Raw genomic sequence first — 12147 nt, 5'->3', positions numbered from 1 at the left:
GTTCAAAGATCGGAAAGGCTGACTAAGCTATGGCAGATGACGCAGCGCAAGGTGAGATCGCATCGCGGATCGAACGCAAGCTGACACAGGAGTTCGCACCCTTGCGTCTACGGATCGTAGACGAATCTCACAAGCATGCCGGCCACAGCGGCTGGCAGCCCGGCGGCGAGACTCATTTCCGCGTCGAGATCGTGACGGCGACGTTCATCGGTCAGTCGCGCGTCGCGCGGCAAAGGCTGGTGTATCAGGCCCTGGCCGAGGAGTTGGAGGAGCGCGTGCATGCGCTGACACTTCGCACTTTCGCGCCGGAGGAAGATCCCAAAAAAGAAGCGATGGCCCAGGCCGGTCCCTAGGTGAGCCGGGCCGGCCCGAAGGTTTGCGTCTGCACGCTGAAGCTGAAGAACGTGCGTCGAGAGTCTTTCGGGGTTGCGCTACCCGGAGGCTTTCGTCAAGTTCGATGAGGGAAATCTGTGACGCCGCGCGCCCCGATCGTCGGACTGCCGGCTTGGGGAACGGCGGTCCATAGTTCGAGCAAATGGGAACACCCGGCCGAGGCTGAACGAGATGTCCAGAGGTGTTCAGGCGGCGGCGGAGAAGGCAGCGGACTCCAAGCTGCTTTCGCGTAACGTCACGGTGAACGGCCGCCGCACCTCCCTGCGGCTGGAACGCCTGATGTGGGAGGCGCTGGCCGAGATCGTGCGGCGCGAGGAGACCTCGTCCAACGAACTGGTGACCCGCATCGCGGATCGTCGTGCCGCCTCCAGCCTGACTGCGGCCGTGCGCGTCTTCATCGTCAGCTACTTCCGGGCGGCGGCAACCGACGAGGGCCATGCCGGAGCCGGACATGGCGAAGTTCGCCAACGTCGCATCTCCGCCTGACCTTCCCCCATCACTTTCGGGGCGCCCTGCGGTGACCGAGTTGATGGAGCGGCGTTGAGGGGTCGGCGTTCTGCCCGTTTTGGGACAAGATCCTAGTCATCGCTGTCCAGGCGACACCGAAGGTCGCTCTCCGCGCCCGCCGTGGATTGACCGGCGATGTGGATTGACCGGCGATCCCAACCAGCGCCAACACCCTGTAATCCGAAAAAACGACGGTGGATTGTATACACTCTAGGATATTGATGCTTCATGATTCATCAACTATTGGTGCATAAGACATTTCTGTGATCGGTGAATGGTGTCCCACCCCTCCAGCGCGCGAGAGATCATGCACGTTTTCTCCAAAGGTCTTTTACTAACTGCGGCCATGCTGATCCTGGCCGGATGTCAGTCTGCCGCAGAGCATCGCGCCGCGGTTCGGGACGACAGCGGCGACCGCCTGACGGTTGGTACGGTTCAGCGTGAAATCCGGGTCGGCATGACCAATGCCGACGTCGTGCAGGTCCTCGGGTCGCCGAACATGGTGACCACCGATGAGGAGCGACGCGAAGTCTGGGTTTACGACAAGATCTCGACGGAGCGTGCTTACTCGACCAGCAGCGGGGGTGTATCGGCCCTGATCCTGGGGGGTGCTCTCGTCGGCGGGGGGCTCCTCGGTGGAGGGGTTGCACCGGGCTACAGCGGATCGAGCGGTGCGGACGCCACCAATCAACGCACGCTGACCATCGTCATCAAGTATGACAACGAAAGCCGAGTGCGGGACTTCGCATACCGGCAGTCGTCCTTCTGACCGGCGGTGTGACCGAATGAAATACCCTTTTCGTGCGCTTACGGCGGCCGCGCTTGCCTCAATTGTTTTCCTGACCGGATGCCAGCAGGCCACGGTCCCGAAAGAAGCTCTGCAGCTCAGTGAGGTTTCCCTTCAGAAACGCCAGCTGCAGACACGTTATTTCGACACCAGAGACGAGGAACGGATCCTCTCCGCTTCGGCGTCGGTTCTGCAGGACCTTGGTTTCAACATCGACGAGGCCGAGACCGATCTCGGTGTGATCGTCGGCTCCAAGGATCGTGATGCCACAGAGGCGGGGCAGGTGGCCGGCGCCATTTTCCTCGCGCTGATGTTGGGTGTTTCCGTCGCGGTCGACGACGAGCAAAAGATCCGGGTGTCGCTAGTGAGCAGCCCGCGCGGGAGCAATGCCGGCGAGGTCGCAGTCAGGGTCACGTTCCAGCGGGTGGTTTGGAACACCAGGGGGCAGGTGAGTCAGACCGAATCGCTCGATGCACCCGAACTCTATCAGGAGTTCTTCGACAAACTCTCGCAATCTGTTTTTCTCGAAGCGCAGGAAATCTAGCGGTTTCGTTTACTGGGGTGGCGGTCGATGATTAGAAGCTTTTTTGTAATCGGTCTCATGGGTCTGTTACTTGCCGGCTGTCAGACCAATTCGCGGGATCAGGCTCTGGCCACGACGGAATCGCAGGTCGCTTTGCGAGCCATCCAGACCCGTGCCTTCGACACGACGGAAAAGGAGACGACCCTGCGAACGGTGATCGCAACCCTGCAGGATCTCGGCTTCGTGATCGACAAGGCGGACAATGTGCTTGGCTCCGTAAGCGGAACCAAGCTCGACGGTTACTCGATGCGGATGACCGTCACGGTGCGCCCGCGCGGCCAGACTCAGACTCTCGTGCGCGCCAACGCGCAGTACAACATTACCCCGGTCGAAGATCCGCTGCCGTATCAGCAGTTCTTCGCGGCACTTGAGAAATCCATGTTCCTGACGGCGCAGCAGGTCGACTGACCGCTCCAAGGTCGCTCTGGATGCCGTGACGGCAGGCTGACCCTGGCCAGCTTGCAAGGCAGTCCTTCTGCCTCCTTGACCCCACCAACGACCGCTGCCATTTGTGCGGCATGGCAGACACCTCCCCGCAGTCTTCGGGTGCCGGCCCCTGGCACGGCACCACCATCCTTTCTGTGCGTAAGGCGGACCGCGTCGTCCTGGCGGGCGACGGTCAAGTCTCTTTCGGCAATACAGTGATGAAGTCCAATGCGCGCAAGGTGCGCCGTCTGCCGGGAAAGGGTGCGGCGAAGGACGGCGTCGCCGGCGATGTCGTGGCCGGTTTCGCCGGTGCCACCGCTGATGCCTTCACGCTGTTCGAGCGGCTGGAGGCTAAGCTGGAAGCGCACCCCGGACAGCTGACCCGTGCCTGCGTCGAGTTGGCTAAAGACTGGCGCATGGACCGCTACCTGCGTCGCCTGGAGGCCATGATGGCTGTGGCCGACAGCGAAACGACCCTGGTTCTGACCGGAACCGGCGACGTGCTGGAACCGGAAGACGGCATCGTGGGAATCGGCTCCGGCGGCTCCTATGCGCTCGCCGCCGCGCGCGCCCTGATCGACCGAGACGATATGGACGCCGAAACCATCGCCCGGCGCGCCATGCACATTGCCGCAGAGATCTGTATCTACACCAATGACAGCATCACTCTCGAAAGCCTCTGAGGCCTCCGCCGAGCCCGGCGCCACGGCCGCTGCCTTCAGCCCGCGCGAGATCGTCAGCGAGCTGGATCGCTACATCATCGGACAGGGCGAGGCGAAGCGGGCCGTCGCGATCGCGCTGCGCAACCGCTGGCGGCGGCAGCAGCTGCCCGACGACCTGCGTGAGGAGGTTCTGCCCAAGAATATCCTGATGATCGGGCCGACGGGCGTCGGCAAGACCGAGATCGCGCGGCGCCTCGCGAAGCTTGCTCAGGCTCCCTTCATCAAAATCGAGGCGACCAAGTTCACGGAGGTCGGCTACGTCGGGCGAGACGTCGAATCGATCGTCCGCGACCTGGTCGAGATCTCGATTCACATGACCCGCTCGCGCCTGCGCCGGGAGGTCACGGCCCGCGCCGAACTCGGTGCCGAGAACCGCATCATCGATGCTTTGGCGGGGCCGAACGCGCGCTCCGAGACCCGGGAAACCTTCCGCCGCCGCCTGCGTAATGGTGAATTGAGCGACGCCGAGGTCGAGCTGCAGATCCAGGATGCCGGCGGCATGCAACTGCCGACCATGGACATTCCCGGCATGCCGGGCGCCCAGATGGGCATGGTCAATCTCAACGACATCTTCGGCAAGGCCTTCGGTGGGCGCACAAAAGCCAAGCGCATGAAGGTCTCGGAGGCCTACGAGCCCTTGATGGCCGAGGAGTCCGACAAGCTGATCGATCAGGAACGGGTCACCGCGGAAGCAATCCGAGCGGTCGAGAACAACGGCATCGTCTTCCTCGACGAAATCGACAAGATCACCGCGCGCAGCGAAGTTCGGGGCGGCGGGGACGTCAGCCGCGAGGGCGTCCAGCGCGATCTGCTGCCCTTGATCGAGGGCACGACGGTCGCGACCAAGCACGGCCAGGTTCAGACCGACCACATCCTCTTCGTCGCCTCCGGCGCCTTCCATATCGCCAAGCCGAGCGACATGCTGCCCGAACTGCAGGGCCGCCTGCCGATCCGGGTCGAACTGCAGGCCCTGACCCGCGACGACTTCAAGCGGATCCTGACGGAACCGGAAAACTCCCTGATCCGCCAGTATCAGGCGCTGATGCAGACCGAGGGGGTGACCCTCGAGTTCCAGGACGAGGCCATCGACGCCCTGGCCGATCTGGCCGCCGAGATCAACGGCTCCGTCGAGAACATCGGCGCCCGCAGGCTGCAGACGGTCATGGAGAAGCTGCTGGAGGAACTCTCCTTCACCGCGACCGATCGGACTGGGGACCATGTCACGGTTACTGCCGACGAGGTTCGCAGCCGGGTCGGTGAACTGGCGAAGAACGCGGATCTCAGCAAGTTCATCCTGTAACGGTCGACTGCTAAGCTGTCGCGATGCCTTTCGCGACTCATACGGAAGAGGTCGCCGCCTCGGTCGCGACCCTTTGGCGTCTGCTGGTCGACAAGATCGAAAATCCAGAGCCTTACCTTCCCGGCGTGCGATCTATCGATATTCTCGAACGCACGGCCGACCACACGCTTCGGCACCTGATCACCGACCAGCTCGATCTGACGGAGCGCATCACGAAGGATGCGCGCCGGCTCGAGGTGACGTTCACCCTGGTCGACCATCCTCGCTACCGTGGCAAGGTTCTCAACCGCATCGAGCCGGGCGGGGCCGGCGAAGCCAATCGCTTGACCTTCACCATCGACTGGCACGAGTTCGGCAGTCAGGACAGGGGCGGCGAGCATCTGCAGGGGGTCTTGCGCGATGCTGTCCGCCGGACCAAGGCTCTGGCTGAAGAGGTCGAAGCTTAGAGCAGGGCCCGGCAAGGTCAAGCTCGTGCCGGTTACGGTTGATTTGCCGCAAGGCACGTTCCCGTCCAGCGTCTCTAGTCTCCCGCTATGCATGATACAAACGACCTGACGGCTTGAGCGCCCGCGATGGAAGAAGTCATCACGGGCTATCTGTTCTACGAAATCGCCGCGATCCTGGTGCTCGCGGCGGCCATCGGCTTTGTCGGACTGCTGGCCCGCCAGCCTCTGATCGTGAGCTTCATCGCGGTCGGTATCCTGGTCGGGCCTAGCGTTCTGGATATCGCCCGGTCTGACCAGCATATCGATCTGCTGGCCGAACTGGGGATCGCCGTTCTGCTTTTCCTGGTCGGGCTGAAGCTCGACCTGAAGCTGGTGCGCACGCTCGGTCCGGTGGCGCTGACCACGGGTCTGGGGCAGGTGCTCTTCACCTCGGTGATCGGCTTCCTGCTGGGGCTGGCCCTGGGTCTGGACGCGACCACCAGCTTCTACGTGGCCGTGGCGCTCACCTTCTCCTCCACGATCATCATCGTGAAGCTGCTCTCCGACAAGAAAGAGATCGACGCCCTGCACGGTCGGATCGCTCTGGGTTTCCTGATCGTGCAGGACATCGTCGTGGTGATCGCCATGATCGCGCTTTCGGCGGCAGGCGTCGGAGCGGGCGAGGAGACCGGGTTCGCCGATATCGCGATGGTCTTCCTCTCGGGTGCCGCACTGCTGGGGGCCGTCGCTTTGTTCGTGCTCTATGCGGCCAATCCGCTGGTCGAGCGTCTGGCGCGCGCGCCTGAACTGCTGGTTTGTTTCGCGATCGGCTGGGCGGCCCTGCTTGCCGCCGTCGGGCACTATCTGGGCTTCGGCAAGGAACTGGGCGGCCTTCTGGCCGGTGTCAGCCTGGCGTCGACGCCCTTCCGCGAGGCCATCGCGGCGCGGCTGGCGAGCCTGCGGGACTTCCTGCTGCTCTTTTTCTTCGTTGCGCTCGGGGCGGGTCTCGACCTGGCACTGCTGGGCGACAGCCTGCTGCCCGCCATCGTCCTGGCTGTCTTCGTGCTGGTCGGCAATCCGTTGATCGTGCTGATCATCATGGGGGTCATGGGCTACCGCAAGCGGACAGGCTTCCTAGCCGGACTGACCGTGGCACAGATCAGCGAGTTCTCCCTGATCTTCATCGCCGTCGGCGTGCAGTTGGGGCATGTGGTGCCGGAGGCTTTGGGCTTGGTGACGCTGGTCGGGTTGATCACCATTTCGCTCTCGACCTACATGATCACCTACTCCCACCGGCTCTACGCGATCTTCGAGCCCCTACTCGGCGTCTTCGAACGGCGCCGGCCCTACCGCGAGGCCGAGGCGGAAGCCCAGAGTGGCGGGGAGGGCGGCCAAGCCGACGTCCTGCTGTTCGGCCTGGGGCGCTTCGGGGGAGCCATCGCACAGAACCTGACCGACGCCGGCTACCGGGTGCTCGGGGTCGACTTCAACCCCGCCTCGGTGCGGTACTGGCGCGAAAACGGGCTGCCTGCGCGCTACGGCGACGCCACCGACCCCGAACTGGTCGGACATCTGCCCCTGGCCGGTGTGCGCTGGGTCGTCTCCGCCGTTCCCGACCACGATACGGGACTGACCCACATGGATCCGCGTCTAGCGATGATGACCGCCCTGCGCGATGCTGGCTATCGCGGCCGGGTCGCCCTCACGGCCCATCGCGCCGACGACGCCAAGCGACTGGAGGCCGCAGGGGCCGACCTGGTCTTGCTGCCCTTCCGCGATGCGGCGGATCAGGCGGTGGATCTGCTGCTTGGGGACGACAGGGTCCGGGCGCCGGACAGGCCCATGCCCGAACCCGAGGGTCAACGGGAGCTCGCTGAGTGACTCTCTTCCGGCACGTCCTGGTCGCCTGCCGGGGCGGCGCGCAGGACCGCCCTCTCGCCGAGCTTGCCTGTTCTCTGACCGCGCGGGATGGGACTCTCAGTCTGCTCGGTCTCCTGGAGCTTCCCGAAGGTTTGGACGCCGGCGATCTGAAGGCCGAAACACGCGCCGAGCGGGAAAGGCTGGAGGCGAGTCTCGCGGCGGTCGCGGCCGACCTGCCGACCGCCAACCTCCCTCAGGTCACGGTTGTGGTCGGGCGACGCTATCTGGAAATCGTCCGGGCCGCACACCGTCTCGGTGCCGATCTGGTGATGAAGTCGACGGACCCCTCCCCACGTCCGGCGATCCCATTGTTCGCCAGCACCGACCAGCATCTTCTTCGCAAATGTCCCTGCCCCGTCTGGCTGCTCCGCGATGCCTCGATGCCGCCTGCAAACGTCGTCGCCGCCGTCGATCTCCCGGATGACGGAGACGATCCAACCGTGCTGGAAGGCTTGAACCGGGAGATCCTGCGGACTGCGGCGGGCATCGCGGCCGTTGGCGGCCAGCCGCTGAGACTGCTGCACGCCTGGAGCGACCCTCTGGCTGCCGTGGTGCGCCAATGGGCCGGCGGCCAGGTGGATGCGCGTGTCGCCAGTTCGACCCGAACTGCGGAGACACAGGCGCAGGCGAAGCTCCACGCTCTGGTTGCGGCGGCGGAGCGCTGGCTGGCGGAGGACGGCTTGCCCGAGGTGCGCCTCTCGCCGCATCTGGTCGCCGGTTCCGCGCGCGAGGCTCTGCCGCGTGCAGTCGAGGAGCTGGGGGCCGACCTGCTGGTGATCGGTACACTCGCACGCACCGGCGTGGCGGGCGTGATCATCGGAAACACCGCCGAGGATGTCGTGAACGCCATCGACTGCGCCGTGGTCGCCGTCAAGCCGCCGGGCTATGTCAGTCCCCTGTTGCGCTGAAATCTTTTCCGTCTCGGGGTGCGGTCCCGAGAGGTTACTTCATCGTCGGCATCACGAACTCGGCCCCGCTGCGAAGACCGGTCGGCCAGCGCGAGGTGACCGTCTTCATGCGGGTGTAGAAACGTACCCCCTCCGGCCCGTGCATGTGATGGTCGCCGAAGAGGGATCTTTTCCAGCCGCCGAAGGAGTGAAAGGCCATGGGGACGGGGATCGGCACGTTGACCCCGACCATGCCGATCTTGCAGCGGCTGCTGAAGTTGCGCGCGGCGTCGCCGTCGCGGGTGAAGATCGCCGCCCCGTTGCCGTACTCATGGCCGTTGACCAGCTCCAGGGCGGACTCGTAGTCCGGCCGCCGTACGACGGAAAGCACCGGCCCGAAGATCTCCTCCTTGTAGATCTTCATCTCGGGTTCGACCTCGTCGAACAGGCAACCGCCCAGGAAATACCCGTCCTCGTAGCCCTGCAGCTGCAACCCGCGACCGTCGACCGCCAGCTTCGCGCCCTCCTCCACGCCGGAGTCGACGTAGCCGGTGACCCGTTCCAGGGCCTGCTGGGTGACCAGGGGCCCCATCTCCGCCTCTGGGTCGCTATAGGGACCGATCTTCAGGCCGCGCACCTTGGGGGCGAGGCGTTCCATTAAGGCATCGCCCGCATCACCGACCGCGACCGCGACCGAGACCGCCATGCAGCGCTCCCCCGCTGAACCGTAGGCCGCGCCCATCAGGGCGTCGGTTGCCTGGTCCATGTCGGCGTCCGGCAGCACGATCATGTGATTCTTGGCGCCGCCCAGGGCCTGCACCCGCTTATTCCGTGCCGTACCCTGGTGGTAGACGTACTCGGCGATGGCCGTCGAGCCGACGAAACTGACCGCTTCGATGTCGGGGTGCTGCAGGATCGCGTCGACCGCTTCCTTGTCGCCGTTGACGACGTTGAAGACGCCCTTGGGGAGCCCGGCCTCCATCAGCAGGTCGGCCATCAGCAGCGGTGCCGAGGGATCGCGCTCGCTCGGCTTGAGCAGGAAGCAGTTGCCGCAAGCCAGCGCGACCGGGAACATCCACATCGGCACCATGGCGGGAAAGTTGAAGGGCGTGATGCCGGCGACAACACCCAGCGGCTGCCGCATCGAGTAGCTGTCGACGCCGGTCCCGACGTTTTCGGTAAACTCGCCCTTCAGGAGTTGCGGAATACCGCAGGCGAACTCCACCACCTCGATGCCGCGGGTCACCTCACCGGCCGCGTCGGCCAGGACCTTGCCGTGTTCCCGGCCGATCAGCGTCGCCAGCTTGTCGCGGTTCGCCTCCAGCAGTTCCTTGAACTTGAACATCACCCGGGCACGGTTGAGGGGCGTCGTACCGGCCCAGCCGGGGAAGGCGGCCTTCGCGGTCTGAACGGCGGCGTCGATCTCCGCTGCTGAGGCCAGGGCAACGCGCTGGCTTTCCTCACCGGTTGCCGGATTGAACACCGGGCTGCTGCGCCCGCTCGTGCCGGCGACGATCTCGCCACCGATGAAATGGTTGATCGTGGCGCTCATGCCGTCCATCTCCTCCCCAAATTCGCGCTGTCCGGGCATTCCGCCGGCGAGTCTGCTTTATCCGGCCGGCACAGTAGACCGGATCGCGGCGGTTCGGAACCGAATCGGCGAAGATCGTTCGCGTCGCGAGCGAGTCGCCGCCGACGGCCCCTGAAGAGTGAGCGACGGAGCGCTATGACCGAGTTGGAACGTCTTTCCCTCAAGCTTGAGCTTCGCCGTCTTCTGACAGAGGCCGCGCGCAGCCGCAGCACGGTTCGCTATGCCGACCTTGCCCGTGCGGCGCAGGTGCCGGCGCCTCACACGATCCATAAGACGGCGGAGCTGTTGGAGGAGCTGCTGCGGGAGGACCATGCCGCCGGCCGGCCGCTGCTGGCGGCGCTCGCGGTCTCGCGCCGGGACGATGCCATTCCGGCGCCCGGGTTCTTCCAGCTCTTGACGGAACTCGGCCGCTACTCCGGCGCGGACCGTGGCCCGGCTGCCGCCGCGGCTCATCGCCTGGAACTGGAAGAAGCCTGGACCTGGTGGGGGCGATCCTGAGGCTGTTGCGTTCTTCCGGGTGCTGGTTCGACCGTCGTCTGCGTGTTTAACTCCGGCATCGTTTTGCCAAGGGAGTCGGTGAAGCCGGATGGCGGCTGTCGAAGAGTGGCCGAGTGAAGCGGAGGCGGCGCTGCTGGAGGTGGTGCGGGATGGCACTGACCTGATCCTGCGCTTTTCCGGCGTTTGGGTCACTGCGACCGTCGGCCCGCGGGATGCCGGCCTCTCGGCACTCGACTCGGCCGGTACCGCCAAGGCGGTGCTGGACCTCTCCGCCGTTGAGCGACTTGATACGGCCGGCGCCTGGTTGGTTCATAGAACCCGGCAGCAGCTGGCTGAGCGGGGACTGGAGGTGAGCCTTGCCGGCGTGGAGCCGGCGCGCCAGGCCCTGCTGCAGAAGATCGAGCAGCGGCAACCCTGCCCTGAGCCGCCGCCGCGTCCCGGTGCCGTTGCCTCTATTCTTTCCGACCTTGGGAAGGCGACCGTCGAGACGGGAGAGACCGTCCGCGAAGTGATCGGCTTCCTGGGCGCGACGGTCGTCGTGCTCTTCCGCAGCCTGGCGCGGCCGAAACGCCTGCGCGGCACGTCGCTGGTCTATCACCTTGAGAAAACCGGCCTGGATGCCTTGCCGATCGTCGGCCTTCTGGCTTTCCTGATCGGAGTCGTACTGGCCTACCAGGGCTCGGACCAGCTGGCTCGCTTCGGTGCGGAGATCTTCACCGTCAACCTGGTCGGCGTCGCCGTGCTGCGCGAGATGGGTGTGCTGATCACGGCAATCATCGTCGCCGGTCGATCCGGGTCGGCCTTCACCGCGCAGATCGGGACCATGAGAGTGAACCAGGAGGTCGATGCCATGAGCACCATCGGTCTCGACCCGGTCGAGGTGCTTGTTCTGCCGCGCGTGCTGGCCCTGATGATCGCCCTGCCTCTCCTGACCTTCTACGCCAACATCATGGGCCTTTTGGGCGGTGCCGTGATGGCGACGGTGGTGCTCGACATCGATCTCGTGACCTTCGCCCGGCAGCTTCGGGATGCCGTCGAACTCAGCACCTTCTGGGTCGGCATGATCAAGGCCCCGATCTTCGCCTTCGTCATCGCCCTCATCGGATGCTATGAGGGCCTGAAGGTGTCGTCCAATGCGGAGTCGGTCGGCCTGCGGACCACGCGGGCGGTCGTCGAGGCGATCTTCCTGGTGATCGTGCTCGATGCGCTCTTCTCGGTCTTCTACTCGGTTATCGGCATATGACGGCGTCTCCCGGCGGCAGGACCTCAGCGGATCTGGTCATCCGCGCCACCGGCATCCGGACTCAATTCGGATCTCACGTGGTGCATGACGGTCTCGATTTCTCCGTGCGCCAAGGGGAGGTCATGGGACTGGTCGGGGGGTCCGGTACCGGCAAATCCGTTCTGCTCCGCTGTCTGGTGGGTCTGATGCGCCCTGCCGCGGGGCGGATCGAAATTCTTGGGGAGGAGATCGAAGGGGCCGGCGATCCCGATCTGCGGGCCCTGCAGCAGCGCTCAGGCATGCTGTTTCAGGACGGTGCGCTCTTCTCCTCACTAACGGTGGCGCAGAACATCGAGGTGCCCTTGGCGGAGCACAGCGCGCTGCCGCCCGGATTGCGCCGCGAGGTCAGCGAGCTGAAGGTCAGTCTGGTCGGTTTGCCCGTCGAAGCCGCCCATAAATACCCGAGCGAGCTGTCTGGTGGGATGCGCAAGCGGGCCGGTCTGGCCCGGGCGCTCGCGCTGGATCCGGAGATCCTGTTTCTCGACGAGCCGACGGCGGGCCTGGACCCCATCGGCGCCAACGGCTTCGACCGGCTGATCCGCGATCTTCAGGAGGCGCTGGGCTTGACGGTCGTTATGGTGACTCACGATCTCGACAGCCTCTATGCCATCTGCGATCGGGTCTCCGTGCTGGTCGACAAGCGTGTTAAGGTCGGCACCATCGCAGAGTTGGAGCGTATGTCCGATCCCTGGATCCAAGACTATTTCCTCGGTCCTCGCGGCCGCGCCGCGTCCTCGGCCAAGCAGCTTGCGGAGCAGACTGCGCCTTGAGTGCAAGGCTGCCAACTTTCGCAGGAGCGGTGGCTTGATCTTCACAACCGGCCCGG

The 12147-nt window shown here is 64.9% G+C and carries 14 protein-coding genes; 13 read left to right on the top strand and 1 reads right to left on the bottom strand.

All coding sequences use genetic code 11. From position 1 onward, the window contains the following. Positions 1 to 29 precede the first annotated feature (29 nt). The 10 genes from ACO054_RS16485 (at position 30) to ACO054_RS16440 (ending at position 7971) form a co-directional block, all read left to right on the top strand. A complete protein-coding gene (locus ACO054_RS16485; RefSeq protein WP_421707673.1) occupies positions 30 to 353 on the top strand; it encodes a BolA family protein in 324 nt (107 codons plus the stop codon). A 211-nt stretch (positions 354 to 564) separates the two neighbouring features. Continuing rightward, positions 565 to 879, top strand: coding sequence for a ribbon-helix-helix domain-containing protein (locus ACO054_RS16480; protein WP_421707672.1), 315 nt, complete (start codon positions 565 to 567; stop codon positions 877 to 879). A 328-nt stretch (positions 880 to 1207) separates the two neighbouring features. Then, complete coding sequence (locus ACO054_RS16475) at positions 1208 to 1669, top strand: hypothetical protein (protein WP_421707671.1); 462 nt, start codon at positions 1208 to 1210, stop codon at positions 1667 to 1669. 16 nt (positions 1670 to 1685) lie between these two features. Beyond that, positions 1686 to 2231, top strand: coding sequence for a hypothetical protein (locus tag ACO054_RS16470; RefSeq protein ID WP_421707670.1), 546 nt, complete (start codon positions 1686 to 1688; stop codon positions 2229 to 2231). A 57-nt stretch (positions 2232 to 2288) separates the two neighbouring features. Beyond that, a complete protein-coding gene (locus ACO054_RS16465; RefSeq protein WP_421707669.1) occupies positions 2289 to 2678 on the top strand; it encodes a hypothetical protein in 390 nt (129 codons plus the stop codon). Positions 2679 to 2788: 110 nt separating this feature from the next. Further along, complete coding sequence (gene hslV, locus ACO054_RS16460) at positions 2789 to 3379, top strand: ATP-dependent protease subunit HslV (protein ID WP_421707668.1); 591 nt, start codon at positions 2789 to 2791, stop codon at positions 3377 to 3379. Then, positions 3351 to 4718: an ATP-dependent protease ATPase subunit HslU gene (hslU, locus tag ACO054_RS16455; protein ID WP_421707667.1), complete on the top strand. Its 1368-nt coding sequence runs from the start codon at positions 3351 to 3353 to the stop codon at positions 4716 to 4718. The genes hslV and hslU overlap by 29 nt, the downstream gene beginning before the upstream one ends. A 23-nt stretch (positions 4719 to 4741) precedes the next feature. Further along, complete coding sequence (locus tag ACO054_RS16450; RefSeq protein ID WP_421707666.1) at positions 4742 to 5164, top strand: AtaL-like protein; 423 nt, start codon at positions 4742 to 4744, stop codon at positions 5162 to 5164. A 126-nt stretch (positions 5165 to 5290) separates the two neighbouring features. Further along, complete coding sequence (locus ACO054_RS16445; RefSeq protein ID WP_421707665.1) at positions 5291 to 7024, top strand: cation:proton antiporter; 1734 nt, start codon at positions 5291 to 5293, stop codon at positions 7022 to 7024. After that, positions 7021 to 7971 (top strand): universal stress protein, encoded by a 951-nt coding sequence (locus tag ACO054_RS16440; protein WP_421707664.1) that lies wholly within the window; start codon positions 7021 to 7023, stop codon positions 7969 to 7971. The genes ACO054_RS16445 and ACO054_RS16440 overlap by 4 nt, the downstream gene beginning before the upstream one ends. 34 nt (positions 7972 to 8005) lie before the next feature. Here the strand turns inward: ACO054_RS16440 and ACO054_RS16435 are convergent, their stop codons facing one another. Then, positions 8006 to 9502: a CoA-acylating methylmalonate-semialdehyde dehydrogenase gene (locus tag ACO054_RS16435; RefSeq protein WP_421707663.1), complete on the bottom strand. Its 1497-nt coding sequence runs from the start codon at positions 9500 to 9502 to the stop codon at positions 8006 to 8008. Positions 9503 to 9676: 174 nt separating this feature from the next. On the opposite strand from ACO054_RS16435, the gene ACO054_RS16430 reads away from it, so the two are divergent. The 3 genes from ACO054_RS16430 (at position 9677) to ACO054_RS16420 (ending at position 12091) form a co-directional block, all read left to right on the top strand. Next, a complete protein-coding gene (locus ACO054_RS16430) occupies positions 9677 to 10039 on the top strand; it encodes a hypothetical protein (RefSeq protein WP_421707662.1) in 363 nt (120 codons plus the stop codon). Between the two features lie 88 nt (positions 10040 to 10127). Then, positions 10128 to 11282 (top strand): ABC transporter permease, encoded by a 1155-nt coding sequence (locus ACO054_RS16425; RefSeq protein WP_421707661.1) that lies wholly within the window; start codon positions 10128 to 10130, stop codon positions 11280 to 11282. Next, positions 11279 to 12091 (top strand): ABC transporter ATP-binding protein, encoded by an 813-nt coding sequence (locus tag ACO054_RS16420; RefSeq protein WP_421707660.1) that lies wholly within the window; start codon positions 11279 to 11281, stop codon positions 12089 to 12091. The genes ACO054_RS16425 and ACO054_RS16420 overlap by 4 nt, the downstream gene beginning before the upstream one ends. Positions 12092 to 12147 lie beyond the last annotated feature (56 nt).

It is taken from the genome of Algihabitans sp. (genome assembly GCF_965226985.1).
Classification (GTDB): domain Bacteria; phylum Pseudomonadota; class Alphaproteobacteria; order Kiloniellales; family DSM-21159; genus Algihabitans.
Note: the sequence above shows the minus strand (reverse complement) of the source record. Positions and strands in the feature narration are given on the sequence as shown.

Bases quoted from the DNA above. Each gene is read 5' to 3' on its own strand.
- ACO054_RS16485 (WP_421707673.1), top strand. From the start codon at position 30: ATGGCAGATGACGCAGCGCAAGGTGAGATCGCATCGCGGATCGAACGC.
- ACO054_RS16480 (WP_421707672.1), top strand. From the start codon at position 565: ATGTCCAGAGGTGTTCAGGCGGCGGCGGAGAAGGCAGCGGACTCCAAG.
- ACO054_RS16475 (WP_421707671.1), top strand. From the start codon at position 1,208: ATGCACGTTTTCTCCAAAGGTCTTTTACTAACTGCGGCCATGCTGATC.
- ACO054_RS16470 (WP_421707670.1), top strand. From the start codon at position 1,686: ATGAAATACCCTTTTCGTGCGCTTACGGCGGCCGCGCTTGCCTCAATT.
- ACO054_RS16465 (WP_421707669.1), top strand. From the start codon at position 2,289: ATGGGTCTGTTACTTGCCGGCTGTCAGACCAATTCGCGGGATCAGGCT.
- hslV (WP_421707668.1), top strand. From the start codon at position 2,789: ATGGCAGACACCTCCCCGCAGTCTTCGGGTGCCGGCCCCTGGCACGGC.
- hslU (WP_421707667.1), top strand. From the start codon at position 3,351: ATGACAGCATCACTCTCGAAAGCCTCTGAGGCCTCCGCCGAGCCCGGC.
- ACO054_RS16450 (WP_421707666.1), top strand. From the start codon at position 4,742: ATGCCTTTCGCGACTCATACGGAAGAGGTCGCCGCCTCGGTCGCGACC.
- ACO054_RS16445 (WP_421707665.1), top strand. From the start codon at position 5,291: ATGGAAGAAGTCATCACGGGCTATCTGTTCTACGAAATCGCCGCGATC.
- ACO054_RS16435 (WP_421707663.1), bottom strand. From the start codon at position 9,502: ATGAGCGCCACGATCAACCATTTCATCGGTGGCGAGATCGTCGCCGGC.
- ACO054_RS16430 (WP_421707662.1), top strand. From the start codon at position 9,677: ATGACCGAGTTGGAACGTCTTTCCCTCAAGCTTGAGCTTCGCCGTCTT.
- ACO054_RS16425 (WP_421707661.1), top strand. From the start codon at position 10,128: ATGGCGGCTGTCGAAGAGTGGCCGAGTGAAGCGGAGGCGGCGCTGCTG.
- ACO054_RS16420 (WP_421707660.1), top strand. From the start codon at position 11,279: ATGACGGCGTCTCCCGGCGGCAGGACCTCAGCGGATCTGGTCATCCGC.